Below are 24,838 nucleotides of genomic sequence, written 5' to 3' on the forward strand. Positions count from 1 at the left end.
CATGACAGAGCGCCGTCCCAGACGCAATCAACGTCCAGCGCGTTATGGGTCTTGCACGTCGGGCGTGTATGTATACCCGCAGCCCGGCGATGGCGGTGTTTGCGCGACGTCTGACGGTGCGGCACGGGCATTTTCTCGGTCGCCGTCGTGCAACGGCCTATAAACCACTCAATGTAACCGGTTGCCCACCAATATGGCCACCACGCGCAGCACCAGATCCACAGGCACCGCGTGTGGCAACGTAGGTTTTACATGTGGATCACACGGTCGTAGGCGTCCAAGACGCTTTCGTGCATCATTTCCGACAGGGTTGGGTGCGGGAAGACAGTGTTCATCAGGTCTTCTTCGGTGGTTTCCAACTGGCGGCCGACGACGTAGCCTTGGATCAGCTCTGTCACCTCGGCACCCACCATATGCGCGCCCAAAAGTTCGCCGGTTTTGGCGTCAAAGATCGTTTTGATCATGCCTTCGGGTTCCCCCAAAGCAATGGCCTTGCCGTTGCCGATAAACGGAAACCGCCCGACTTTGATGTCGTAACCCAGCTCTTTGGCCTTGGCTTCGGTATAGCCAACCGACGCGACTTGCGGGTGGCAATACGTGCAGCCCGCGATGGTTTCAGGTTTCACAGGATGCGCGTGTTTGCCGCCGATCAGATCTGCGACCATAACGCCCTCGTGGCTGGCCTTATGCGCCAACCACGGCGCACCGGCGATATCGCCGATCGCATACAGCCCCTCAACCCCCGTGCGACAGTATTCGTCCGTGACGACATGCGTGCGGTCCAGTTTGACCCCAAGCGCCTCAAGGCCCAACCCTTCGACGTTGCCCACGATGCCCACGGCAGAAATGACCGTGTCAAAGTCTTGTTTTTCGATCTTGCCACCCACTTCGATGTGCGCGGTGACCTTGCCCTTGGCACGGTCCAGTTTCTTGACCATCGCCTTTTGCATGATCTTCATGCCTTGCTTTTCAAACGACTTTTTCGCAAAGGCGGAAATTTCTGCGTCTTCTACGGGCAACACACGGTCCATAACCTCGACCACGGTCGTATCTGCGCCCAACGTATTATAAAAGCTGGCAAATTCAATGCCGATTGCGCCTGATCCGATCACCAGCAGCTTTTTCGGCATACGTTTGGGTTCCAGCGCGTGCTTGTACGTCCAGACCAGATCACCGTCCGCCTCGAGGCCCGGCAATTCGCGGGCCCGTGCGCCAGTGGCCAAGACGATGTTCTTGGCGGTCAGGTCTTCGGTGCCCTTGTCGGTCTTGACCGAAACCTTGCCCTTGGCGGGCAGCGTTGCCGCCCCCATAAACACAGTGACTTTGTTCTTTTTCATCAAATGGCCGATGCCACCCGACAGTTGCCCTGCCACCTTGCGCGACCGTTTGACCACCGCATCCAGATCATAGCCGATGTTGTCAGCCTTGAGCCCGAATTCCTTAGCGCGGTGCATCAGATGGAACACTTCGGAAGACCGCAGCATCGCCTTGGTCGGGATGCAGCCCCAGTTCAGGCAGATGCCGCCCAAATGCTCGCGTTCGACAATCGCAACCGACAGGCCCAGTTGGGCGCCACGGATCGCGGCGACATAGCCGCCAGGCCCCGCACCGATCACAATCAGATCAAAGGATTTCGCAGCCATGACATGTCCTCGCAGATGGTTCAGAAGATATAGTTTACCGCTAAACTATATTTCGGACCACAGCAACACGAAGTGCGCCGCGACACATGCACGCCGGTCTGGCAGGGCGGGTAGATGCCCCGATCAGGCCGCTCGAGAGGCCTGTAAATCACGCAAAATCGCGCCATAGCCACCCTGCGCCATAAATTCGACCTCCGGTGGTGTCACCCCACGCCCAAGTGCCGCATTGCGGAAGGGAAAGCGCCCAAATTTGCGGATCACAGCCCGGTGCGCGCGCGCATGCAGCAGGTTGTCGGCCCCGCAATCGGGCATTCTTTCGCACATCAACCGGACGCATCTGTCCTGATCCGGCAGGTTTTCGGAATGCATCAACGGCAGGTAAAAGAACTGCCGCGCGGGTTCATCTATCTTTTGATCCCAGTTTTTATCGATCGCAGATTTCGCCGCGGCAAGGGCTGCACGGTCGCTGGCAAAGGCTTGATCTGTGTCGCGGAACATGTTGCGCGGCAGCTGATCCATCAAAATAATATAGGCCAACGCCCCAGACGGATATGTGAGCCACAGCGAAAACCGCCCCTCGTTGGCCCCGTCCCATGCGCCTTTGAACCGGGTGCGGATCGCCGCATCCAGCGCATCCGATTGTTTGTACCAGCCATCCGGGCCAATCTCGTCCAACCAAAAGTTTAAAATATCATTCGGGCCTACCATTACACTCGCTCCTCATAAACACGCCTTAACCACATATTATCTGTGATTTGGTTTGATTTCATAGTCATAATTTACACCAATAAGAGATATTTAGGGGGTCGCCGCGTCGGGGTCCTCGCTTAGCTCGGTCTCAATCGCGTACTCCTGCGCGTATTCGAGGGCAACCGGGCTATAGGATGGCGCAACCGCCACGTAGGCCCCGGTTTCGTCCACCGGAATGGCCGCGCTGACCGACGACCGGTAACCCGCGTAAAACACCAGTGCGACAAACAAAACAGCCGTGAACAGGTAGAACCCACCCGGCCCAAAAACATCCATCATATAGCCCGTGGTGACCGGGCCCAAGATCGCACCAAGACCGTTGATAAATATCAACCCCCCCGAGGCTGCCGCCATGTCTTCGTGTTCCAAAAAGTCGTTGGTGTGCGCGATCAACAATGAATACAGCGGGTTAGACATGCCCCCCACAATAAACGCCGACACCAACAACAACGAAAACTCTGCTCCCAGCAGCATACCCAAAACCGAGCCCGCGCCCCCAACAGCCGACACAATCAAGATCAAAAACCGGCGGTCCATGCGGTCGGATATCCACCCGATAGGGTATTGCAACAACACCGCACCCACGAAAAACGTGGCCACAAAGGTCGAAATTTGCGGCACCGTCAGCCCCGCCTTGGCGCCATAAACCGATGCCATGCCAAACTGCGCCGAAAAGATCCCCCCCAGCAAAAACATGCCGACGCACCCCATCGGCGAAAACCCGGCCAGCTCTCGCAGGCTCATAGGTTTGGTGGTGTCAAAGGCGGGGGTCGGGCTGATCGACAGCAAGATCGGCGTGATCGCGATGGACACCAGCACCGATGGGATCACAAACAGCACATATCCGGACGGGTCTGCCGTCAACAACAACGCCTGACTAAGCACGATGCCCGCCGTCTGCACGATCATGTAAAGGGACAACGCCTGACCACGGTTGTCGTTGGTGGCGGCATTGTTCAGCCAGCTTTCGGCGGTGACATACACGGCAGAAAAGCAAAACCCGATCAGCACGCGGCCCAATGTCCACAGCCACACCTCGGTGACGGTGGGGTACAAGATCATCACCGCCGAGATCAACGAGGCTAGCGCGGCGAACACCCGCACATGGCCGACCCTGCGGATCAGCCCCGGCGCCATGCGCGAGCCCCCCAAAAAACCGACAAAATAGGCCGACATCACGATGGACATCTCGAACGTCGAAAACCCTTCGATCGCGCCGCGAATACCCAGCAAAGTGCCTTGCATCCCGTTGCCGACCATCAGCAACGACATACCAAGCAAGAGCGCCCAAGCGCTAGAGAGGACCTGCAGCATACGAATCTCCATTACGCGGTGGCAGAGGCAACACGCACTGCGTGCCGCACCATCGCCAGCCGATCCTGTCCATGTGCGACGCCAATGGTCGCTTTGACGCCATCAGGCTATCTGGGAAAGAGCAGCGACGCGTCACCATATGAAAAGAAACGATACTGTTGTCGTATGGCGTGGTCGTAAATGCACCGCACGGTGCCCTGCCCCATCAGCGCCGACACCAACATCATCAACGTCGATTTGGGCAGATGGAAATTGGTCATCAAGGCATCGGTGACCTGAAACGCAAAACCGGGGTAGATGAAAATATCGGTGTCGCCTTCCCATGCGGCAATGGTGCCGCCCCGCGCCGCCGTTTCGATCAGCCGCAGCGCGGTGGTGCCCACAGGAATAACACGCCCACCGGCAGCTTTGGTCGCGGCGATCTCCGCGGCGGCCTGCGCGTTGACCTGGCCCCATTCGGCGTGCATTTTGTGGGTGGTCACGTCATCGACCTTGACCGGCAAAAACGTGCCCGCGCCCACGTGCAACGTGACATGGGTGAAATCCACGCCATGATCGGCAATGCGGGTCAACAGATCAGTGTCAAAATGCAACGATGCCGTCGGCGCTGCGACCGCGCCATTTGCGCGCGCAAAGACGGTTTGATAGTCGGTTTTGTCTTGGGCGTCCGCCGCGCGTTTGCCCGCGATATAGGGCGGCAAGGGCATCGCGCCCGCGGCGTTTAATGCGGCATCGAATGCATCGCCCGTCAAGTTAAAGGCCAGATGCCCCTGCCCGTCTGCCGTGTCTTGCAATGTCGCGCGCAGATCAGCGTTGAACACCACCTCTTCGCCAATTTTCAGCTTTTTCAACGGCTTGATCAGCGCGGCCCAGGTGCCATCGGCGCGTGGTTCGAGCAAGGTCACCTGAATTTGCGCTTGGGTGTTGCCCTGCGCACTGGACCTGTGGCGCACCCCTGTCAGCCGGGCGGGGATCACCCGTGTGTCATTGAGCACCAACCGGTCACCGGGGCGCAGATACGTCAGTATATCCGTGACCGCCGCATCGGTGATCTGGTCGCCCTGCGCCACCAACATGCGCGCAGATGTGCGCGGCACGGCGGGGCGGGTCGCGATCAAACTGTCGGACAGGTCAAAATCAAAATCGCTCAGTTTCATGGGGGGGCCTTTTAACGGTCTGAACCGTGAGTGAAAGAGGGGCGCGTCCGTTCGGGCTTGGGCGGCGGGGTTTCGCCTTCGGCCAAGGGCACGTCGGGTTTAGGCGCACGAAACAGGTCGCGGACAACACCCGGTGTCAGCGCCGTCAGCGGGTTCACAGACACGCGCGGGTCGTCCACTGTGCCGCCAATGGTGTAGTTGAACGCAAACAGACCTTGGCCGGGGCGGGTTAAAATACTGCCAATGCCATTCAGAATATAGACCGGCGTGATCACCCCCTGCATCTGTAAGGCACCGGTGTCGGTGGCGTAAATTCCATCCATCGAGATCCCCATTGAGGGGCCCTCGGCGCTGGCTTCGCGCAGGGTGATCTGGCGCGGCGACAGGCGAAAATCTGCGTTCACATCCGAGAAAAACAAGCTATCGCTGCCTTCGACGTTGAACAGCCCAACCACGCTGACCGCATTCAGCAACCCCGCCATCGCCGGGGCGTCCAGCACGCTGGTATCGCGCACCGCGAGCGTGCCATCAAAGGCGCCCCCCGTGCCCACAGGCCGCAAGATCAATTCGAATGCACCGCCGCGCACCTGTTGCACCACATTGGCCGATGCCAAAACCGCACCGGCGTCTTCTGCCGTGAGCCGGATCGCACTGCGCGCGCCCTGCGGGATCATCTGCCCGTTGACCCGCGCGCCCCCGTTGACCCGCCCGGTAAAGCGCCCGCCAAGCCCCGCGCCGGTGGTGAAATCCCCGCGGATATCAGTGATGGCAATCGTATCGGTGACCTGCAGCCGGTCCAGCGCCACCGTCAGAGGTGCGGGGTCAGAGGTTGCGGCATCATCGGGGGTTTCTGCACGCCGCAAATCCAACGTGCCGCCCCCCAGCACAACGCCCAAGGGCACACCTGCGCCGCGGCCAACCAGATCGACCTGCACATCCAGCCAATCGGCCACTCGCAGCCGGTCAAGGCTGATCTGGTCCAACGCTCCCGGCCCGGAAAACGTGATCGTCCCGTTTGTGACCAACCCCGGCGCATCCAGCGAGATTTGATCGACCACCGGCACCTCAGCGAGCTGCGCACTTAGCGCAAACGCGCCGGGGGTTGCCGCCGGTTTTGACCACCCCACCGGTGGCACCGACAGAGCAATGCCGCGCAGATCAGATTGCAGCTGCAACGCCGGGGGTTGGTCTTTGGCCAAGGTGATATCGATATCGGCAGTGCCTTGCCCGCGCACGTATCCGGCAGGCAAATCAATGCCCAAGGCCGCCAACCCTTCGGGGGACACCTCAACTTGCCCGGTGACATGCCCCGGCGCACCGGGGTTTTGCAGCGGCTGTTGCCATGTGACGTCAAAGGGCAGCCCATCAAGGTCGCCCGCACCGCTGAGTTGCGCGCCCGTTTCGGACACCACAAGGTCAAGCGCTGGCGCACGCACCACACGGTCCTTGATCAGCACCGCGCTGCGCAGATCGGTGATCTGGCCGGTCAGGTCAAATGTGACGTCCTCGACGGGGGCGTCTTTGATCAACGGCAAGGCCAATGTGCCCGACACCCGCGCGCGCCCGTCTGCAAGCGCCACCGGCAATTCGGCCTTGCGCATCACCTCAAGCGGTGGCTGATCGAGCATCGACAACCCCGCCGTCACCGACGCCTCGGCGGTCAGGCGGATCACGCCGGGGGTGCCGTCTTTTGCCTTGATGTCGGGCACAATAAACGACGACGCGGTGACGTTGACCGTGCCGCCCTGTGGGGCCTCGACGGATGCCTCGTCGATGACCAACACAAACCGGTCCTTGATCAACGACCCATGCCCACGGGCCTGCGTGGCTGGTGGCATGTTTTTTAAAAACCGCACATGCCCTTGGTCGTAGCTAAACCCCAAATAGGGTTCGGGTTGACCACCGGCAGACCACCGCAAAGCCGCAGTGATATCATGCAGCCGCCCAGCATATAGGTTTTCGCTAAGCCAAAGCCGCGTTTTGGGGGCCACGGGTTCAGGCCACAGCTGCATCAACCGGTCGCGGTTATAGCCATCCATCTGTGCGTCAACGGCCACATCCCAGCCCTTGGCATCCGCGCTCAGCGTGCCGGATGCGGTTAAGACATGGCCTTGGTCGGTCACTTGCAAACGCCCCAACTGCAACGCAAATGGCTTTGGGGTTAGGCGAAAATCAAGCTCGGCGGCGGATAGGGTCACGGGTGCGTAATAGAAGTTTGCAGGGTTGATCTGCAAGTCCGACAGACGCAATTGCCCCACCAGATCTTCGATCCGGCCCTGTCCGTCATCGGCCAGTGTCGCGGTGCCATCCAACCGCCCGGTGACCCAATCGCTCTCCACTGACAGTTCATCAAACCGCAACAATCGTGCGGCGGGGTCGTAGGTGAAATAACTGCGCGCGCCATTGATCGGAATCGCGCGAGTTTCGGGCGTTGGTTGAATAACGCCCGCGCCAATCTGGAACGTGGCGCTCAGCGGGTCAAAGCTGCCGTCTTCCTTGACCCCGCCGCGCAGCGACCCCGAAATAGGCGCGCGCAACGCATTCAGCCAGCCAAACGCCGGCCCCTGCGCGGCCACATCTCCCGCGTCCACATCTGCGAAACTCACGCCGAACTCGGACGCCAATACCCCAATGCGGCCACCGTAATTGGCGGCAACTGTCGCCACCTGCGCGCCACCGCCCAACACCGCCAGATCGACGCTGATCTGGAGATCCGCACCCGTCCTGTCCAACGACAGCCGCCCGCCGTCAATTGTCCAGGCGCGGTTGGCGCGCTCGTCTTCATAACGCAAGGTCAATCCCTGCACCGTCGCGCGGCGCAACCGTGCCAGCCCCGGCCGTAACAACAGATCATCCAGATCGGCGACCATCTGTGCCAAATTCGGCGCCGCCCGCGACACCGTCGACGCGCCACCACCGCCCGACAACACCACCCCGCCCGCGCCCCGTCGCAGCGTCACAAAGACACCGTTAAGGTCGATCGATTTTAGCTGCAGATATCCCTTGGCCACCCCGCGCATCGACAAGGTCGCGCGCAGTTCCGCAAAGGCCACGATCTCGCGGCCGTCGTCGGTTTGGACCTGCACGTCGCGGATACGCGCCCGCGGGCGCCAACCTTCATCGACAATCAGCACCATTTCGCCAAAAGAAATCTGTGCCTCGGGGACAGCCACGGCCAGCCGCTGTTCAATCTGCGCCCGCGCCCAGTCGGGCACCACAATATCGCGGTCCCGTATCCACACGACCCCCGCCAAAACCAGCACCAAAACAATGACGAGCCCGCCCAGCGGGATCGTATAGCGCTTTTTTCGGCGCGGCCGAGGTGTGTCTTGCGGGGTCTGATCCAAAATGAACGACGACTTTCGTGGCTGACCGAGGCAAACAATTAATCGAGACGGCAGGTCTTTCCTCTGCCTCATACCAGTCTAATATGTCAGTGCCACACCAACCTTTAAACCCAAGAGACCGCAATGCCTGAAATTTCCCACCCTGCCGCCGATTTCACCCTCCCCAGCACCGGCGGCAGCGATGTCACCCTGTCGGCCCTGACCGGCGCCCCGGTGGTTTTGTTTTTCTACCCGCGCGACAACACGCCCGGCTGCACCAAAGAAAGCGTCGGGTTTTCCGAATACGGCGATGCCTTTGCCGCCGCGGGGGCCTTGGTGTTCGGCATCTCCAAAGACAGCATGGCCAGCCATGAGAAATTCGTCACGAAAAAAGGCCTGACCGTGCCATTGTTATCCGATGAACACGGATCAACCTGCGAAGATTACGGCGTATGGATAGAAAAAAGCATGTACGGCAAGACGTTTATGGGCATTCAACGCGCCACATTTCTGATTGGCCCTGATGGCACGATTGCGCGCATCTGGCCCAAGGTCAAAGTGCCCGGCCACGTCGAAGAGGTGCTCGACGCGGTGCGTGCGTTGTCGCCCGCCTATTCGGATGTCAGCGGCCAATAAAAATCGGGCGGCAGGCCGGCTTCGGCGCGTTTTTCGTCGTTAAAGGGGGGTTTTAGGCCCCCTTTGAAATAGGTCCGCACCAAGGCATGAAACAGCTCTTTTGGGTCCTCTTCCTGCCTGCCGCAACAAAAGTTGAACCATTTGGAGCCATAAGCCACATGGCTGACCTCTTCGGCGTAAATGGTGCGCAACGCGGCCACCGCGCCGTCTTCGCCCGCCTTTTCAAAGATCGCAATCATACCGGGCGTCACATCCAACCCGCGCGCTTCTAACACCATGGGCACGATGGCCAACCGGCCCACCAGATCTTCGGCGGTGTCATCTGCCGCCCGCCACATGCCCGCGTGAGCCGGTAACGCACCATACCAGCTGCCCATTGCCTCAAGGCAATCGCACATCAAATTGAAATGCTTGGCCTCGTCGTCCGACGCCTTCACCCAATCGTCGTAAAAGCCCAACGGCATCGCGATATGCGCAAACCGCGCGATGATATCCCAATGCAAATCTACCGCGTTCAGCTCAATATGTGCGACCGCGTGCAGCAACGCGATACGACCCGCAGGGCTGCCCGGTTTGCGTTTGGGCACGTCACGCGGACTAAGCAATTCTGGATGGTCGGGTCGGGCTGGGTGCACCGGCGGCGACGCCCACCCCAACGGGATCGGTGTATCTTGCGCGCGCGCCTCTTGCCAAATCGCGGCGTAGGCGCGAGATTTGGCGGTTTTTTCGCGCCCATCCGCAGTGGTGAGAACATCAACCGCCATTTCGCTCAGGCTCATTTGGTGTGGCATCGTCTCTCCTCGGGGTCGGCCGTTGCGCGCGGCGGGGCTGTTTGGTTGGGCACATACGATGGACGCAGCCAAACCAAAATACAACCAAGGTTTCAAGAGGTTTGGTGTCTATGCCCGTTGCGGTATGATGAAAAACATCATCGCCATAGAGAGTTTTCCAACCTATAGATCAACGAGATAGGCAAGATCACGTGATGCATGGAGACGTTTATATCATGACATATGAAGGCAGGCCCATGACGACCCACTGCGATATCGCCCCATTTGCCGCACGCAATAACACGCAGCCCCCCGTCCGGCTTGGGCAACGTTATGACGCGCACCGGTTTTTGCCAGAGGCGGGAAATACGGTTGTCTGCCATCTGGATCGCACGGCCCCCACGCATAGCGCCGTTTTGCGCGCCCGCGCCCAAATGATGGCTTTGCCGGGTGCATCGGGTTTTTTGTTTACCCCCGAAGACAGTCTACATATGACCCTCTTCGAAGGGGTATTAGACACAAGGCGCACGCAAGATGCCTGGCCTCGCGATTTGGATTTATCAGCCCCCGTGACAGAGACCACCAACGTTTTACAACGGCGATTGGCCGGGTTTTCGCCTCTCCGGACCTTTACGATGCGGGCCGTTGGTTTGTTGCCGACGGGCCTCACATTGGCAGGTTCTGATGACAGCAACGACGAGATTGCACGGTTGTGGCGCGATGCATTGACGGAACCTTTTGGGTATCGTCATCACGATCATGACGCTTACCGGTTTCATATAAGCTTTGCCTACCCCGTCACGTGGTTGTCCGATAGTGCGTTGCCTGTCTGGAAAGCTGAAATCCCTCAAATATTAGGTGAACTGGTCGAGACCACGCCAACCCTGCCGCTTTGCGCGCCCGCCTTTTGTACCTTCTCAGATATGTGCCATTTTAAAGAAACGTTAGGTTTAGGGGGCTGAGTGTTTGCGCGGATCGCCGTGGTTCAGCGATTATTTTTCCACCACATCAATCAGCAAAGCGCGCGCCTATGCCTGTGTTTACCTGCCTTTCAAGGGTCTAACATTCTGTACAAAACAGCCCCCCCATGGATGATAGCGTAAAGCAAAACTGGCTACGGATGATTTTGTGAAATTATGCAACCATCTAGATGTGGACGTTGGCTGTCGTCAAAGGCGCCGCAAGCGGTTACGCCACATCGTCAGACGATATACAGTCACATAAGTCATCCCGCGAGTCCCGCATGAGAGACAACTATCATGCCAGCAAAACGCGCGGGAGCACAGCCATCGGCGCCGCCTGAAACCTCTGTCCGAAGGCCGGCCCGTTCCGGGCCAGCCGTGCTACATCATATGCACGTTCGCAGATCTATCCATAAGCCGTTCGCCTTTCTGACGCTAGAATTCGTCCCAACCTTCATGGGATACAACTGGGGCGCCGCCACTGACTGCAACCATCTTCGGTGCGGGCCGCTCGATCTCTGGTTCGGGTTCTTGCGAAGGGCGGACTTCGGGTTGGTTGGTTTGCCCAGTGTCAAAACGCGCAGTGGCTTTACTGAGCCCATCCGCCTCGTTTGCCAACACACTGCTGGCCGCCGTGACCTCTTCAAAGGACGCGCTTTGCCGTTGTGTGTTCTGATCTATGTGGCCAATTGCGCTGGTTATTTCATTGATTCCTGTAACCTGTTCAGAAATCGCAGACGCCACATCATCAACCCGCGACGAAATATTCACCACGCTCTCGGCAATATCTTTTAGCGAGGATTGCGCCCCTGCAACTTTTTCAACACCCTCTGTCACCGCAGCATCGCTCTTTATAATGACGGTTGCGATTTCCTTAGACGCTTCGCTGGCTCTGCGAGCCAACTGCCGCACTTCTGAGGCGACAACCGAGAACCCCTGTCCGGCCTCACCGGCGCGCGCGGCTTCGACCCCTGCGTTGAGCGCGAGCAAATTAATCTGGAACGCGATGTCATCAATCACACCAATCACACGCGCAATCTCTTCGGAGGCATCCGCGATACGTTCCATTGATGTTGCGGCCTCAGCTGCGACTTTTTCGCTTTTATCGGCTGTTTTTCGTGCAATCTGAGCGTTATCGCTCGCTTCGGACACGTTTGAACTGACTTGTTTAATGCTCGCAGACATTTCTTCAAGCGCGGCGGATGTCTCTTCCAAAGACGCCGCGTTCTGTTCCGCTTGACCAGACAAAAGCGTTGCGGTGTCGCGCAGCTCCGCGGACGATGAAACCAACGTTGTGCCGCTTCCTGATATTTCCCCGATCAATTGTTTTAGCGCGTCGATCATATCATTTGCGTTGGCCTGCAAGCGCCCAAATGCGCCGTGGTATTCGCCTTCCATCCGCGTTGACAAGTCTCCGCCAGCTACTCGTTCAAGCGTCCGCCCGGTCTCGTTTAACCCGTCATCAACAGACCCAATCAAACGGTTAATGTTCTGCGCCAAATCATTGAGCACACCATCCGCAAAATTCGCATCAACCCGCTTGGTGAACTCACCATCGATTGCGGCTTCAACGACCTCGCCGAAGGATGCCCCAAGGTGCAGCATCATCTCTTCGCGGTCTTGCGCAGCCTTACGATCTGCTTCTTCTTTCTCTTTGATCTGTTCCACTTCACGTTGGGCGGTTTTTTCGCGTTCTTTAGCCATCTCGGCCATTTCTTTGCTGGCGAGTTCTTGTTCTTCGCTCAGCTTAGCAACTTTGATCGAGTTTTCCTTAAAGATCTCAGTGGCACGGGCCAACTCGCCCAATTCATCGCGCCGATCTGTTGCGGGAATATCAACCTCCAAATCGCCGTCCGCCACGTGCTTAACTGCTTTGGTCAGGGTCGACATGGGGCGCGTGATTGTTCGGGAAAAGAGGATCGATATCACCAGCACACCACCGAACACGATGACCGCAATGAACCCCGCCCATTTCAACGCCAGCGGCAGTCCGGCGAAAAGCACATCTGTGTCTTGTTGAACAACTGCCACCCAAGTCGTGCCCAAAAACGTGATCGGCGTGTAGGCGGCCATCACGTCGCGGCCAGTTGGTTCGGTAAAGTTCGCCAAGCCAGCCGCCCCCGCAAGCGCATCCTGCATCAAAGGGGTATCGTAGGTCCCCGTCAAAATATCGTTTTCCTCTGTCATCACGCTATCGGTCCGCAGCAACAGGTCAGAGCCAACCAAAAATCCATCGGAAGTGTCACCAACTCCGGGCAGGTCGCCGATCGCATGGTTCAGCAACGAGATTGGCATTTGATATGCCAAGACCCCCATCGTTTCGCCTTGCTCATTCAGTACCGGGCGGGCGATGAACGCCGCCGGCGCATCCGCGCTTGGTGCGTAGGGTTCGAAATCAATGAATGTTGACGGATCGCCGGGCGCGGCTTCCATGGCGCCACGGTAGGCACGCGCCAACCCGCTGTCTTTCCAGGGGCCGTCGATCATATTGGTGGCGTAGTCATTTTCCTTGAACACACTGTAGACTAGGTCGCCGACCGTATCGAACAAGAAGACGTCATAGTAGTCCATCGCACGTTGCAGTTCGTGCATCGGTGGGTGATAGATGGTGTGGATGTAGCCATAGCTAGACCCCGTATCAGCCGACACCAGTCGATCTTTTTCCCCTAAGGGAAATTCGTTTTCTGTGATGTAGATGCGTGGCAACACTTCGGCCGCGTTTTCTAAGGTTTGATATCCATCTGTCAACGCGATCAGCGCGGTGCGCATAGACGGATCCGCCGCGCGGATGCGCAGGTCACGGTCGATCGTCGCCAAAAGGGTTTCAACCTCTACGGCTTTCAATGCGACCACGCTTTCAAGTTTGGTTCGGGCGCCCCGGTCAATAATCCGTTCGGTCAGTACAGCATTTGCAGCAACCGTCACCAGGATCGTCAAAGCAACAAGCCCCGACATAATGAGCGGAAGCCTGGTGCCAATACTGCCCCGACCAGGGGTATTGCCATCGTCTTTTTTCAAACCGAACTTCGCCATACAACACCTCTGAACATAATACGATTGCAAGGTCGCGCATAACTATTGCGATTCGGTAAATTCAATAAAATTGAACATTAACAATTAGCTAGAGGTCAACAACACCTTCATCACGTCTCCCAAAGTCATAAGCTGACCTGAAGCGTTCGCCACACGATCGAGGGCAAAAATGTGTCAGCATTTCTGCACGTTACCCAAATCAACGCGCGAAATAGATGTGCGAGTCCGCTTATCCCGCCCTGCCCTACACCATTAGGTTGCATCGCAGGCTCACATGGATGGTTGTCCGCACCCTGCCCCAACGTGCCGCACCTCAAAACGCCGAAAAAAGAGCCAAACCAAACCAACCAGTTCGGATTTTTCCTGCAAAAACCGGCACAAATCAGCAATTTTTTGCCGATTTGCAACAATTCAACGCAAAGTTGTGACAGTTCCTTCAAAGCAGCTTGCCCGATACGCCCCCCGTCATTAAGCCTTTGGCGACGGTGCCAGCCTGCAACAGAAGAGGCATGCGCCGGGGGGAAACGAGCAAAGGGAAGACTTCGTGCGGACACGTTTGGCTATCAAATTCCATGGCTTGCTCGAGCACCATTTCCCCGAACGTCGTGTTTTTCTGAAATCTGATACCGATACAAAATTCATACGGTTGCGTCCGGAAACGCAGTTGGTCGCCTTTTCGGGCGCGGCACTTGTGATAACCTGGACGATCGTATCAACGGCTGTGTTGCTTATGGACAGCATTGGCGCGGGGAATTTCCGCGAACAGGCCAAGCGCGATCAGATCACGTATCAGGAGCGGTTGAACGCCCTGTCCGGTCAACGTGATCAGCGCGCCACTGAAGCGTCTTTGGCACAACAGCGGTTCAATGCAGCGCTGGGACAGATTTCTGTGATGCAGTCGGAATTGCTGGCCTCTGAAACCCGTCGGCACGAACTGGAAACGGGGATCGACGTGATCCAAAACACGCTGCGGCGCACGATGACCGACCGTGATATAGCCCGCGATGCGCTGGCGTCTTTGGAAACCGATGCGGCACAGGGCGACCCCGCCCGGCCCCAAGCGGCTGATACGGGCGCGCCGGTCACGTTTTTGACCGAGGCATTGGCCAGCACCGCAGCCGAGCGTGATGATTTGGTCACCAGCGCCCGCAAAGCGCAAGATCACGCGGATGAGTTGAAGCTCGAGATTGCACTGATGCAGGAAAACAACGAGCATATTTTCCGCCAGCTGGAAGAAGCGATGACCGTATCGGTCGAGCCGCTGGATAAGATGTTCAAAGCTGCGGGCATGGCGCCTGAGCGGATTTTGAAGCAGGTGCGCCGCGGCTATTCAGGTCAGGGCGGCCCGCTGACGCCGCTGTCGTTTTCGAGCCGTGGCGAGGAACTATCGTCCGACTATTTGCGGGCCAACCGGATCCTTGAACAGATGGATACACTCAACCTATATCGCATTGCGGCTGAAAAAGCACCCTTTGCGTTGCCTATCAAACAGGCGTTTCGTTTCACCAGCGATTACGGCTTTCGGCGCGACCCAAAGACCGGTGGCAGACGCATGCATAAAGGTGTCGATTTCGCCGCCCCCTCTGGGACGGACCTCTTTGCGACGGCGGATGGCGTGGTCATTCATGCCGGTTGGCAATCGGGTTACGGGCGCCTTGTGAAGATCAAACACGACTTCGGAATTGAGACAAGATACGCTCACCTTTCAAAAATTCGCGTCAAAGTAGGGCAAAGGGTCTCGCGTGGCGAACATATCGGTGATATGGGTGCGTCAGGACGGGTGACCGGCGTACACCTACACTATGAGGTGCGCGTTGGAGGGAAAGCTGTAAACCCAATGATATATATCAAGGCTGCAAAAGATGTTTTCTAAGAGCAAAATCAACGAACCAGGCACCAAACCGGCTGATTCGGACACGACACCAGCGGCAGCCTCTGCTGCGGCGCCTGCCACGCCCAAACCGGCTGAGTACAAACCCAGCCCGCCCAAGGCCAAGCCGCCAGCGTCTGTTTTGTCGTCCGATCTGCACGTGACGGGCAACATGAAGACCACCGGCGATATCCAGGTGGAAGGCACTGTTGAGGGCGATATTCGTGCGCACCTGCTGACCATTGGCGAAACGGCGACCATCAAAGGCGAAGTGATCGCGGATGATGTCGTAGTGAATGGCCGTATCGTGGGCCGCGTGCGTGGTCTGAAGGTCCGCCTGACGTCGACCGCGCGGGTTGAGGGTGATATCATCCACAAGACCATCGCGATCGAAAGCGGTGCGCATTTCGAAGGGTCGGTTCAACGCCAGGACGACCCTCTGAACCCCGGTGCAAAATCAGCGCCTGCTGGGAAAGCCAACCCGGCCGCCTAAGGGCTACACAGGCTTCATAAGCGACACGATGGCGCGCCAGACAGGCGCGTCTTTTTGCGTTATGTGTCGCTTGATGACGGCCTATCCGTGCGACAACAGGTGGCCAATCCTTTAGGGCGGTTGCTTGCCCCTAAAGTGATCAGGACCTGCGCTAAACATCGAACTTACTGTACAAGCATAAAGCCGGCGCTATCTATATTAGAGATTGACCTCATCTTTGGCTTTTGAAATAAGATTTCAACTTAAAATTGAAGTGATAGATGCCAATATGAAAAAGTCAGTTTTTAGCATTCTCACCGCTCTTACGCTTGCGGGTTGCGGCTCTGGACCGTCGCTCACACCCGAGCAACGGACGGCTCAAGACGCCGCATTTGCCCGCAATGAGAAGGCTGTAGAAAGCGCAACGCAGACCACCGTGGATGGTAAGACCTTTCGTGTCGCTCTGCCCGAAGGCACCGCTTTTGCCTTGGTCGCTTTAGTCGGTACGCCTACGCCCTATACTGGCGCCAACCTTGAAACCGCGGCGCGCAATGTGACCGGATGCAAAGCGACGTTCGGCGCCGGTGTCCTGGTGTTTATCTGAGGGTTTGATGTTGATACGAGCGACCTCAGCAAGATCAACTCAAAAAGCAATAAACCCTTCAGCGGCTGGAACGTCGGTCTGCAGTGCTGAAGTCAACGTTTATTTGCGCGTTGGTCTGTCTGCTGGCTGCGGCCTGCACCCCGTCAACAGGATCATCTGGGAAATCCGTTGCGGCAGCCATTCAAGAAGTTCAGGACCGAGACATCCGCTTCCCGGAATATCCACAGTCTGGACGAACCTATTTGTCGTTCTCTCACGCACATGGATTTCAGGTGAACTATATCGCTCAAGCATCCAAGGCTTGGCTTTGGTATCCCGGAAATGGGCGCAGTTTACCCGAAACTTACAAGCTGGATCGTGTGTCGGGCCAGGCCGCAATTTGCTGGCAACATCCTAACAATAGCTACAATCCTGTGACGGGTCAAAACGGCGGAAGCTTTGCCTGCGAACCGTTGGCTTTCGCCAGCAAAGCGGTTGTTTCAGAACTGTCTGGGGATGTTTTTGACCTCGCTTCAGGTCAGGTGCCCTACCGCCTTGATCGATGCAAGGCGCCAGATCAGTTCGACTTTGATCGAGTGAAATTTGGCTGTTAGAGTAGATTACTAGAGAGCGGCCACCGATAATGGCGGCCGCTCATCAGGGGCAATCAATCCGTGATGGTCACGGTTTGCATCACATCCGGCGCGCCAATTACGGCACCGTTGGGGCCAGCGCCGCGTTTGATCGTGTCCAGCACGTCGAGCCCTTCGGTCACGCGGCCAACCACGGTATATTGCCCGTTCAGGAAATGGCCTGCGTCAAACATGATGAAGAACTGGCTGTTGGCACTGTCGGGGCTTTGCGCCCGCGCCATGCCCACCACACCCCGGTCAAACGGCACATCCGAAAATTCGGCCGCTAGGTTGGGTTGGTCTGACCCGCCGGTGCCTGCCCGGCGCAGATCTGCGCCGACCTTGCCATGTTCTACGTCGCCCGTTTGCGCCATGAATCCTTCGATCACGCGGTGAAACACGACGCCGTCATAGGCGCCTGCTTTTGCCAGTGATGTGATCCGTTCAACGTGGCCGGGTGCGATGTCCTCGAGCAGATCGATGGTGATCGTGCCGTTGGCTTCGCCCGTCACTTGGATTTCGAGATCTGTGGCCAGCGCGGGGCTGGCCAACATCACTGCGGCGACTGCGGCCTTATACATCAGCCGCTACCTTGACCGAAATCATCCGGTCGGGCTCTGGGGCGGGCTCGCCACGGGTGATCGCGTCAACGTGTTCCATACCCGACGTGACCTGACCGTAAACGGTATATTGGCCGTTCAGGAAATCATTGTCTTTGAAGTTGATAAAGAACTGGCTGTTGGCGCTGTCTGGGTTTTGCGACCGAGCGGCCCCCAACGACCCACGCGCATGCGGAACCTTTGAGAATTCTGCAGGTACGTCCGGCAGGTCGGACCCACCGGTACCGGCGCGCGACAGGTTGTAGCCGTCTTCCATATCGCCGTGCTGCACGTCGCCCGTTTGCGCCATGAACCCTTCGATCACGCGGTGAAACGCGACGTTGTCGTATTCACCGGCGCGGGCCAGTTCTTTCATACGCTCCACGTGCTTTGGGGCAACGTCCGGCAGCAGTTCGATGGTCACGGTGCCACCTTTCAGCTCCATCAGGATTGTGTTTTCGGGGTCTTTGATATCGGCCATGGTGGCGCTCCTGTCAGTTGTGTTGCCCGATTACCTAATTCGTGCAGCCCCGAATGCCAAGCAGGTCATTGACCCAAGCGGTGATACGCGCAACACACGGGGCAAACGGCTACGAAAGGACAAGACGATGGGTTGGAAGACGCTGGACGACATGGAGCTCGCGGGTAAACGCGTGCTGGTGCGGGTGGATATCAACGTGCCCGTAGAAGATGGCCGCGTGACTGACAGCACCCGGATTGACCGCATCATCCCCACGATTAAGGATATTTTGGCGGGCGGCGGTGTGCCGATTTTGTTGGCGCATTTTGGTCGCCCCAAAGGGCAGCCCGTGCCTGACATGTCCTTGCGTGTGACGCTGCCGACGTTAGAGGCCGCATTGGGCCAGCCCGTTACCTTTGTTGAACGTCCCGATGTGGAAGCGCTCAAGGCGTTGCCCGCAGGCAGTGTGGTTTTGATCGAAAACACGCGGTTTGCGGCGGGCGAAGAAGCCAATGACCCCGCAATGGCGCAGTTCCTTGCGTCGCTGGGGGATATCTTTTGCAACGATGCCTTTTCAGCCGCACACCGTGCGCATGCGTCAACGACCGGTGTTGCGCAATTGCTGCCGTCTTGTGCGGGGCGTCTGATGCAGGCGGAACTGTCGGCGCTGGAAGGCGCACTGTCGCATCCCAAACGGCCCGTCGGGGCTGTGGTTGGCGGGGCGAAAGTGTCGACCAAGATCGCGCTGTTGGAAAATCTGGTGGGGAAACTTGACGTGCTGGTGATTGGTGGCGGCATGGCCAACACGTTTCTGGCCGCCCAAGGCGCGCAATTGGGCGCATCCCTGCAAGAGCCCGATTTCATCGACACCGCAAATGCGATCATGACGCAGGCCGCCGCGACCGGGTGCCGCATTTTGCTACCCTTTGATGGGTTGGTTGCGCGCGAATTCAAAGCCGGCGCACCGCATGAGGTCGTCGCTTTGGGCCCCGATACCGTGTTGGCAGACGATCAGATGGTGTTGGATGCGGGGCCCGATAGCGTCAAGGCGGTGTCGGCCGCATTCGCCGACCTGAAAACGCTGATCTGGAACGGCCCGATGGGGGCCTTTGAAATCGCGCCGTTTGATCAGGCCACCAATGCTGCTGCAGCCGACGCGGCACGGCACACCCGTGCGGGCACGTTGGTGTCTGTGGCAGGGGGCGGCGATACGGTCGCGGCGCTGAACCAAGCCGGAGCCTCCGAGGATTTCACCTATATCTCGACGGCGGGCGGCGCGTTTTTGGAATGGATGGAGGGCAAGGAATTGCCGGGGGTTGCGGCCCTGTCGTCTTAACCACCTAAAGTATCCTGCACGGCGGCTGACAAGGGGGATTCCCATGTTGGCCGCAGTGTGCCATATAGGTTTCATGCCCGCCAAGAGGCACCCATGAGGCCGATCAAATGACAAAAACACCCCGCCCCGCCGTTGGGACATTCGTATTCTTTACGCTCGCACTCGCGCTGGCCACCTATTTTACCTTTGCCGCAATCCAAGGTGACTTTGGCATCTTCAGCCGCACTGAAATCAACGCTGAATCTGACGCTTTACGCAAACAACTTGAACTGGTGCAAAGCGACGTGAGCCGGATGGAAAACCTCACGCGGCGACTGTCGGATACGTATCTGGATCTTGATCTGCTGGATGAGCAGGCCCGTTCGGTTTTGGGGATGATCCGCGCAGACGAAATCGTTATTCGCTGACATAGGCCCGGGGTGCTCATGCACCCAGCCAGCGCCCTAGGAGCCACAGCCACGGCAAGTTCGATCCTTGTGCGGGGCGAAGATTTGCGTCGGCGGTGGCATGGGGATGTCGCCCCAAGGCTCGTGTGATTTTGACGGATTCGGGGTAAAAACAGCTCTGATTGTAACGAAACAGCACGCGCGTCACATTGTTGCTCGCATTCCGAGATCGAATCCGATAAAGAATAGTTTAACGCTAAACTATCTGCCCGGCCACCGGGCGTGACGAGGGAGAACCGCTCTGATGGCACCGCGAAAATCCACTAAAAAACCCAATGTATCTGCGGAGGAGCTTAAAGCGTACTACCGCGACATGCTATTGATCCGTCGGTTCGAAGAAAAGGCCGGCCAGCTTTATGGCATGGGACTGATTGGTGGGTTTTGCCATCTGTATATCGGCCAAGAAGCCGTTGTCGTTGGGCTGGAAGCTGCGGCCGAAGAGGGAGACAAGCGCGTCACGTCTTATCGCGATCACGGACACATGTTGGCCTGCGGGATGGACCCGAACGGCGTTATGGCAGAACTGACCGGCCGCGAAGGAGGATACTCCAAGGGCAAGGGCGGCTCCATGCACATGTTCTCCAAGGAGAAACACTTTTACGGCGGTCACGGCATTGTGGCGGCACAGGTGCCGTTGGGCGCAGGGCTCGCCTTCGCCGACAAATACAAAGACAATGGCCGGGTTACCTTTGCATATTTTGGCGATGGTGCTGCGAACCAAGGCCAAGTCTATGAAGCCTACAACATGGCAGAGCTGTGGAGCTTGCCGGTGGTTTTTGTAATTGAAAACAACCAGTATGCGATGGGGACATCAACCAAACGGTCGACAATGTCACCCAGTTATTGGGAGCGTGGCGTCGCATACGGCATTCCGGGTGAAGAGGTCGATGGGATGGATGTGTTGGCCGTAAAAGAGGCTGGCCAAAAGGCTGTTGCCCACTGTCGCGCTGGCAAAGGCCCTTATATCCTAGAGATCAAGACATACCGGTATCGTGGCCACTCTATGTCTGACCCCGCGAAATACCGGACACGCGAAGAGGTTCAAAAGATGCGGGACGAACGCGACCCAATCGAACAGGTCCGCGCCCTGCTTCTCACTGGGGAGCACGCGACGGAAGAAGATCTTAAAGCCATCGACAAGGACATTAAGAATATCGTGAACGAGAGCGCCGAATTTGCTAAAGCCTCGCCAGAACCCGCGCTGGACGAACTTTGGACCGACATCTACGCAACCGAAGCGCCGCAGGAGGCTTGAGACATGACAATTGAAATCCTCATGCCCGCCCTGAGCCCCACCATGGAAGAAGGCACACTGGCCAAATGGCTGGTCAAGGAAGGCGACACGGTCGCGTCCGGTGACGTCATGGCCGAAATCGAAACCGACAAAGCCACCATGGAATTCGAAGCCGTCGATGAAGGCACAATCGGGAAAATCCTGATCTCAGAAGGCACCGAAGGCGTCAAAGTCAACGCGGTCATTGCGGTCCTTCTGGAAGACGGCGAAAGCGCCGACGATATCGGAACGTCCAGCCCCGCGCCGTCGGCTGCACCCGCAGCTGACGCGGGCAACGAGGTGGCCGAAACGGCCTCCGAGGCGCCCGCCCCTGCCCCTGCCGCCCCACAGACGGACACAACACCCGATTGGCCCGAGGGCACTCCGATCAAGCAACAAACTGTGCGTGAAGCTTTGCGCGATGGCATGTCCGAAGAAATGCGACGCGACGATACCGTGTTCTTATTGGGGGAAGAGGTCGCCGAGTACCAAGGCGCATACAAGATTTCTCAGGGCATGTTGGACGAATTCGGCGATAAACGCGTGATCGATACACCGATCACCGAGCACGGTTTCGCAGGCATCGCCACGGGTGCCGCCTTCGGCGGCTTGCGCCCAATCGTTGAATTTATGACCTTCAACTTTGCGATGCAGGCCATGGACCAGATCATCAACTCTGCGGCCAAAACACTTTATATGTCAGGCGGACAAATGGGGGCGCCTATGGTGTTCCGTGGCCCGAACGGCGCTGCTGCACGCGTAGGCGCACAGCACAGCCAAGACTACGCAGCGTGGTTCATGCAGGTCCCTGGCCTCAAGGTCGCAATGCCCTACTCGGCTTCGGACTACAAAGGTCTGATGAAAACTGCCATCAGAGACCCGAACCCGATCATTTTCCTAGAAAATGAGATTCTTTACGGCCGCAGCTTCGATGTTCCAGACATCGATGACTATACTGTCCCGTTTGGAAAAGCGCGTATCTGGCGAGAAGGCACGGATGTCACCATCGTTAGCTTTGGGATCGGCATGCAATACGCCTTGGAGGCCGCAGATAAACTGGCCCAAGACGGCATTTCTGCTGAGGTCATCGACCTGCGGACGCTGCGCCCCATGGATACCAATAGTATCGTCAAATCTGTGATGAAGACCAACCGCTGCGTCACAGTTGAAGAAGGTTGGCCCCAAGGATCCGTCGGAAACTATATCAGCAGCGTGATCATGACCGAAGCGTTCGACTATCTGGACGCACCAGTCATCAATTGCACTGGCAAAGATGTTCCGATGCCTTATGCGGCAAATCTCGAAAAGCTGGCGCTGGTGACAACCGATGAGGTCATCGCCGCCGTCAAGCAAGTCACCTATAAGTAAGGAGCGCGCAAGATGCCTATAGAAATCCTTATGCCCGCCCTAAGCCCCACCATGGAAGAAGGCATATTGGCCAAATGGCACGTCAAAGAGGGTGATTCCGTGTCGTCCGGTGACGTCATGGCCGAAATCGAAACCGACAAAGCCACCATGGAATTCGAAGCCGTGGATGAAGGTACAATCGGGAAAATCCTGATCTCAGAAGGCACCGAAGGCGTCAAAGTCAACGCGGTCATTGCGGTCCTTCTTGAAGACGGCGAAAGCGCCGACGATATCGGAACGTCCAGCCCCGCGCCGTCGGCTGCACCCGCAGCTGACGCGGGCAACGAGGTGGCCGAAACGGCCTCCGAGGCGCCCGCCCCTGCCCCCGTAGCCGCAAAACAAGCAAGTGGAACCCGTGTCTTTGCTTCACCGCTCGCGCGCCGCATCGCATCAGATAAAGGCTTGGACCTGTCCGCCATCAAAGGATCAGGGCCGCACGGGCGAATAGTCAAAGCAGACGTTGAGAATGCAACTGCAGCACCAAAAGCTGCGGCTGCAAATGCACCTACCGCCACAGCACCGGCATCCACGCCAGCACCCAGCGCTGATTTGGTCAAAGCCATGTACGAAGGTCGCGACTACGAGGAAATCAGCCTGAACGGGATGCGCAAGACAATTGCCGCTCGCCTGACCGAAGCCAAGCAATCTATCCCACATTTCTACCTCAGACGAGACATCGAACTCGACGCTTTGCTCAAATTCCGCGCTGATCTCAACAAGCAACTCGAAGGGCGCGGCGTCAAATTGTCCGTGAATGACTTCATCATCAAGGCCTGTGCCTTGGCGTTGCAGGCGGTGCCGGATGCAAATGCGGTTTGGGCTGGCGATCGCATCCTAAAATTACAACCATCCGACGTTGCCGTCGCGGTTGCGATTGAAGGTGGATTGTTCACGCCTGTTCTCAAAGATGCCGAGATGAAATCTTTGTCAGCGCTCTCTGCTGAGATGAAAGACCTGGCCACCCGAGCACGTGATCGAAAATTAGCGCCCCATGAATACCAAGGCGGCAGCTTTGCGATTTCCAATTTGGGTATGTTTGGGATCGACAACTTCGATGCTGTGATCAACCCTCCCCATGGCGCTATTCTTGCGGTGGGTGCCGGCGCGAAAAAACCAGTGGTTGGCAGCGATGGTCAGCTTGCCGTTGCAACGGTGATGTCCGTCACGCTTTCGGTAGACCACCGGGTGATCGATGGCGCGTTGGGTGCACAACTGCTCCAAGCGATCAAGGAGAACCTTGAAAATCCGATGACCATGCTCGCCTAAACCGTCCAGCATTCAAACACAAAAAAAGCCGGGAGCATTGCTCCCGGCTTTTTCATATGAATATTTAAATATCCGGACCCAGCATATGGTTCATGGAAATTGAAGGTTGATCACACCCTGCCTCTCCGACGATGCGGGCCGGAATTCCGGCCACAGTCTTACACGGGGGCACATCTTCCAAGACAACGGACCCCGCTGCGATGCGGCTGCAATGACCAACCTTTATATTCCCTAATACCTTCGCACCTGCACCAATCAAAACCCCCTCGCCTATGGTAGGATGGCGGTCTTCTTCTTCTTTCCCTGTCCCTCCCAGAGTAACCGAATGCAACATAGAGACGTTGTCCCCGACCACTGCGGTTTCCCCGATGACAACAGAATGTGCGTGGTCAATCATGATACCTTTACCGATCCGCGCGGCGGGATGAATATCAACACCAAAAATCTCCGACACCCGCATTTGAACAAAGTAAGCTAAATCTCGCTTTCCTTTCGACCAAAGATGGTGACCAACCCTGTAGGCCTGCATGGCCTGATATCCTTTAAAATACAGTATCGGTTGCAACAAACGATGGCACGCGGGGTCGCGCTCATAGATCGCCACCAAATCCGCACGCGCGGCCTGAACCAATGAGAGGTCTTCGGCATAGGCATCTTCAACCATTTCGCGTACAACAACCATCGACATCTCGTTAGACGCCAACTTGGCGGCGATCCGATAAGACAGCGCTTTCTCAATGCTCTTATGATGCAAGATACAAGCATGCAAAAAGCCCCCAATCAAAGGCTCATCCGAAGCAGCCTGCCGTGCCTCAGTGCAAATTTGATCCCACGCGGGGTCGACTTGGGTAATTTGGGGATTGCGTTCAGCCATCGCCGTCATCCTTTTGCGTTTGAGTATCC

22 protein-coding genes are annotated in these 24,838 nt (G+C 57.4%); 12 read left to right on the forward strand and 10 right to left on the reverse strand.

From position 1 onward, the window contains the following. Positions 1 to 248 precede the first annotated feature (248 nt). The 5 genes from lpdA to ABJH13_RS12465 all read right to left on the reverse strand — a co-directional run bounded on the left by lpdA (position 249) and on the right by ABJH13_RS12465 (position 8,211). Positions 249 to 1,643, reverse strand: coding sequence for a dihydrolipoyl dehydrogenase (gene lpdA, locus ABJH13_RS12445; protein WP_348406532.1), 1,395 nt, complete (start codon positions 1,641 to 1,643; stop codon positions 249 to 251). Positions 1,644 to 1,766: 123 nt separating this feature from the next. After that, positions 1,767 to 2,351, reverse strand: a complete 585-nt coding sequence (locus tag ABJH13_RS12450; RefSeq protein WP_348406533.1) for a DUF924 family protein — start codon at positions 2,349 to 2,351, stop codon at positions 1,767 to 1,769. 90 nt (positions 2,352 to 2,441) lie between these two features. Next, a complete protein-coding gene (locus tag ABJH13_RS12455; protein WP_348406534.1) occupies positions 2,442 to 3,707 on the reverse strand; it encodes an MFS transporter in 1,266 nt (421 codons plus the stop codon). A gap of 107 nt (positions 3,708 to 3,814) precedes the next feature. Continuing rightward, a complete protein-coding gene (gene queA, locus ABJH13_RS12460; RefSeq protein WP_348406535.1) occupies positions 3,815 to 4,864 on the reverse strand; it encodes a tRNA preQ1(34) S-adenosylmethionine ribosyltransferase-isomerase QueA in 1,050 nt (349 codons plus the stop codon). Positions 4,865 to 4,875: 11 nt separating this feature from the next. Next, on the reverse strand, positions 4,876 to 8,211 hold the full coding sequence (locus ABJH13_RS12465; RefSeq protein WP_348406536.1) for a hypothetical protein: 3,336 nt from the start codon (positions 8,209 to 8,211) through the stop codon (positions 4,876 to 4,878). Between the two features lie 123 nt (positions 8,212 to 8,334). On the opposite strand from ABJH13_RS12465, the gene ABJH13_RS12470 reads away from it, so the two are divergent. Further along, positions 8,335 to 8,826 (forward strand): peroxiredoxin, encoded by a 492-nt coding sequence (locus ABJH13_RS12470; protein ID WP_348406537.1) that lies wholly within the window; start codon positions 8,335 to 8,337, stop codon positions 8,824 to 8,826. Here ABJH13_RS12470 and ABJH13_RS12475 read toward each other — a convergent pair. After that, on the reverse strand, positions 8,802 to 9,617 hold the full coding sequence (locus ABJH13_RS12475) for a ferritin-like domain-containing protein (RefSeq protein ID WP_348406538.1): 816 nt from the start codon (positions 9,615 to 9,617) through the stop codon (positions 8,802 to 8,804). The two genes, ABJH13_RS12470 and ABJH13_RS12475, sit on opposite strands and share 25 nt — an antisense overlap. A gap of 236 nt (positions 9,618 to 9,853) precedes the next feature. Between ABJH13_RS12475 and ABJH13_RS12480 the strand changes: the two genes are divergently transcribed. Beyond that, positions 9,854 to 10,558 (forward strand): DUF1868 domain-containing protein, encoded by a 705-nt coding sequence (locus tag ABJH13_RS12480; protein ID WP_348406539.1) that lies wholly within the window; start codon positions 9,854 to 9,856, stop codon positions 10,556 to 10,558. A 435-nt stretch (positions 10,559 to 10,993) separates the two neighbouring features. On the opposite strand, the gene ABJH13_RS12485 is transcribed toward ABJH13_RS12480, so the two are convergent. Further along, entirely contained in the window at positions 10,994 to 13,513 is a 2,520-nt protein-coding gene (locus ABJH13_RS12485; RefSeq protein WP_348406540.1) for a methyl-accepting chemotaxis protein, read from the reverse strand. A 356-nt stretch (positions 13,514 to 13,869) separates the two neighbouring features. Here ABJH13_RS12485 and ABJH13_RS12490 point away from each other — a divergent pair, with 356 nt between their 5' ends. The 5 genes from ABJH13_RS12490 to ABJH13_RS12510 all read left to right on the forward strand — a co-directional run bounded on the left by ABJH13_RS12490 (position 13,870) and on the right by ABJH13_RS12510 (position 17,130). Next, complete coding sequence (locus ABJH13_RS12490) at positions 13,870 to 14,019, forward strand: hypothetical protein (protein WP_348406541.1); 150 nt, start codon at positions 13,870 to 13,872, stop codon at positions 14,017 to 14,019. A gap of 116 nt (positions 14,020 to 14,135) precedes the next feature. Further along, positions 14,136 to 15,464 carry a M23 family metallopeptidase gene (locus tag ABJH13_RS12495; RefSeq protein WP_348406542.1) on the forward strand — a complete coding sequence of 443 codons (1,329 nt, stop codon included), beginning with the start codon at positions 14,136 to 14,138 and terminating at the stop codon, positions 15,462 to 15,464. After that, positions 15,454 to 15,954: a polymer-forming cytoskeletal protein gene (locus ABJH13_RS12500; RefSeq protein WP_348406543.1), complete on the forward strand. Its 501-nt coding sequence runs from the start codon at positions 15,454 to 15,456 to the stop codon at positions 15,952 to 15,954. The genes ABJH13_RS12495 and ABJH13_RS12500 overlap by 11 nt, the downstream gene beginning before the upstream one ends. Before the next feature lie 217 nt (positions 15,955 to 16,171). Next, positions 16,172 to 16,537: a hypothetical protein gene (locus tag ABJH13_RS12505; protein ID WP_348406544.1), complete on the forward strand. Its 366-nt coding sequence runs from the start codon at positions 16,172 to 16,174 to the stop codon at positions 16,535 to 16,537. Between the two features lie 272 nt (positions 16,538 to 16,809). Beyond that, positions 16,810 to 17,130 (forward strand): hypothetical protein, encoded by a 321-nt coding sequence (locus ABJH13_RS12510; RefSeq protein ID WP_348406545.1) that lies wholly within the window; start codon positions 16,810 to 16,812, stop codon positions 17,128 to 17,130. A 53-nt stretch (positions 17,131 to 17,183) separates the two neighbouring features. On the opposite strand, the gene ABJH13_RS12515 is transcribed toward ABJH13_RS12510, so the two are convergent. Together ABJH13_RS12515 and ABJH13_RS12520 are read right to left on the reverse strand one after the other, a co-directional pair. Next, a complete protein-coding gene (locus ABJH13_RS12515; protein WP_348406546.1) occupies positions 17,184 to 17,729 on the reverse strand; it encodes a peptidylprolyl isomerase in 546 nt (181 codons plus the stop codon). Further along, positions 17,722 to 18,228, reverse strand: coding sequence for a peptidylprolyl isomerase (locus ABJH13_RS12520; protein ID WP_348406547.1), 507 nt, complete (start codon positions 18,226 to 18,228; stop codon positions 17,722 to 17,724). The genes ABJH13_RS12515 and ABJH13_RS12520 overlap by 8 nt, the downstream gene beginning before the upstream one ends. Positions 18,229 to 18,355: 127 nt before the next feature. Here ABJH13_RS12520 and ABJH13_RS12525 point away from each other — a divergent pair, with 127 nt between their 5' ends. The 5 genes from ABJH13_RS12525 (at position 18,356) to ABJH13_RS12545 (ending at position 23,935) form a co-directional block, all read left to right on the forward strand. Continuing rightward, on the forward strand, positions 18,356 to 19,543 hold the full coding sequence (locus tag ABJH13_RS12525) for a phosphoglycerate kinase (protein ID WP_348406548.1): 1,188 nt from the start codon (positions 18,356 to 18,358) through the stop codon (positions 19,541 to 19,543). A 107-nt stretch (positions 19,544 to 19,650) separates the two neighbouring features. Further along, positions 19,651 to 19,950 carry a septum formation initiator family protein gene (locus ABJH13_RS12530; RefSeq protein WP_348406549.1) on the forward strand — a complete coding sequence of 100 codons (300 nt, stop codon included), beginning with the start codon at positions 19,651 to 19,653 and terminating at the stop codon, positions 19,948 to 19,950. Between the two features lie 283 nt (positions 19,951 to 20,233). Next, positions 20,234 to 21,244, forward strand: coding sequence for a pyruvate dehydrogenase (acetyl-transferring) E1 component subunit alpha (gene pdhA / locus ABJH13_RS12535; protein WP_348406550.1), 1,011 nt, complete (start codon positions 20,234 to 20,236; stop codon positions 21,242 to 21,244). Positions 21,245 to 21,247: 3 nt separating this feature from the next. Further along, entirely contained in the window at positions 21,248 to 22,630 is a 1,383-nt protein-coding gene (locus ABJH13_RS12540) for a pyruvate dehydrogenase complex E1 component subunit beta (RefSeq protein WP_348406551.1), read from the forward strand. A 12-nt stretch (positions 22,631 to 22,642) separates the two neighbouring features. Beyond that, positions 22,643 to 23,935 (forward strand): pyruvate dehydrogenase complex dihydrolipoamide acetyltransferase, encoded by a 1,293-nt coding sequence (locus ABJH13_RS12545; RefSeq protein ID WP_348406552.1) that lies wholly within the window; start codon positions 22,643 to 22,645, stop codon positions 23,933 to 23,935. Positions 23,936 to 23,999: 64 nt separating this feature from the next. Here the strand turns inward: ABJH13_RS12545 and cysE are convergent, their stop codons facing one another. Continuing rightward, positions 24,000 to 24,809, reverse strand: coding sequence for a serine O-acetyltransferase (gene cysE, locus ABJH13_RS12550; RefSeq protein ID WP_348406553.1), 810 nt, complete (start codon positions 24,807 to 24,809; stop codon positions 24,000 to 24,002). Positions 24,810 to 24,838 lie beyond the last annotated feature (29 nt).

The organism is Roseobacter sp. (genome assembly GCF_039970775.1).
Taxonomy (GTDB): Bacteria; Pseudomonadota; Alphaproteobacteria; order Rhodobacterales; family Rhodobacteraceae; genus Roseobacter.

What these genes read in the sequence shown, in the direction of transcription:
- pdhA (WP_348406550.1), top strand. Translation starts at nt 20,234, where the DNA reads ATGGCACCGCGAAAATCCACTAAAAAACCCAATGTATCTGCGGAGGAG.
- ABJH13_RS12475 (WP_348406538.1), bottom strand. Translation starts at nt 9,617, where the DNA reads ATGCCACACCAAATGAGCCTGAGCGAAATGGCGGTTGATGTTCTCACC.
- ABJH13_RS12480 (WP_348406539.1), top strand. Translation starts at nt 9,854, where the DNA reads ATGACGACCCACTGCGATATCGCCCCATTTGCCGCACGCAATAACACG.
- ABJH13_RS12455 (WP_348406534.1), bottom strand. Translation starts at nt 3,707, where the DNA reads ATGCTGCAGGTCCTCTCTAGCGCTTGGGCGCTCTTGCTTGGTATGTCG.
- ABJH13_RS12540 (WP_348406551.1), top strand. Translation starts at nt 21,248, where the DNA reads ATGACAATTGAAATCCTCATGCCCGCCCTGAGCCCCACCATGGAAGAA.
- ABJH13_RS12515 (WP_348406546.1), bottom strand. Translation starts at nt 17,729, where the DNA reads ATGTATAAGGCCGCAGTCGCCGCAGTGATGTTGGCCAGCCCCGCGCTG.
- ABJH13_RS12525 (WP_348406548.1), top strand. Translation starts at nt 18,356, where the DNA reads ATGGGTTGGAAGACGCTGGACGACATGGAGCTCGCGGGTAAACGCGTG.
- queA (WP_348406535.1), bottom strand. Translation starts at nt 4,864, where the DNA reads ATGAAACTGAGCGATTTTGATTTTGACCTGTCCGACAGTTTGATCGCG.
- lpdA (WP_348406532.1), bottom strand. Translation starts at nt 1,643, where the DNA reads ATGGCTGCGAAATCCTTTGATCTGATTGTGATCGGTGCGGGGCCTGGC.
- cysE (WP_348406553.1), bottom strand. Translation starts at nt 24,809, where the DNA reads ATGGCTGAACGCAATCCCCAAATTACCCAAGTCGACCCCGCGTGGGAT.
- ABJH13_RS12490 (WP_348406541.1), top strand. Translation starts at nt 13,870, where the DNA reads ATGGTTGTCCGCACCCTGCCCCAACGTGCCGCACCTCAAAACGCCGAA.
- ABJH13_RS12520 (WP_348406547.1), bottom strand. Translation starts at nt 18,228, where the DNA reads ATGGCCGATATCAAAGACCCCGAAAACACAATCCTGATGGAGCTGAAA.
- ABJH13_RS12470 (WP_348406537.1), top strand. Translation starts at nt 8,335, where the DNA reads ATGCCTGAAATTTCCCACCCTGCCGCCGATTTCACCCTCCCCAGCACC.
- ABJH13_RS12450 (WP_348406533.1), bottom strand. Translation starts at nt 2,351, where the DNA reads ATGGTAGGCCCGAATGATATTTTAAACTTTTGGTTGGACGAGATTGGC.
- ABJH13_RS12545 (WP_348406552.1), top strand. Translation starts at nt 22,643, where the DNA reads ATGCCTATAGAAATCCTTATGCCCGCCCTAAGCCCCACCATGGAAGAA.
- ABJH13_RS12530 (WP_348406549.1), top strand. Translation starts at nt 19,651, where the DNA reads ATGACAAAAACACCCCGCCCCGCCGTTGGGACATTCGTATTCTTTACG.
- ABJH13_RS12485 (WP_348406540.1), bottom strand. Translation starts at nt 13,513, where the DNA reads ATGTCGGGGCTTGTTGCTTTGACGATCCTGGTGACGGTTGCTGCAAAT.
- ABJH13_RS12500 (WP_348406543.1), top strand. Translation starts at nt 15,454, where the DNA reads ATGTTTTCTAAGAGCAAAATCAACGAACCAGGCACCAAACCGGCTGAT.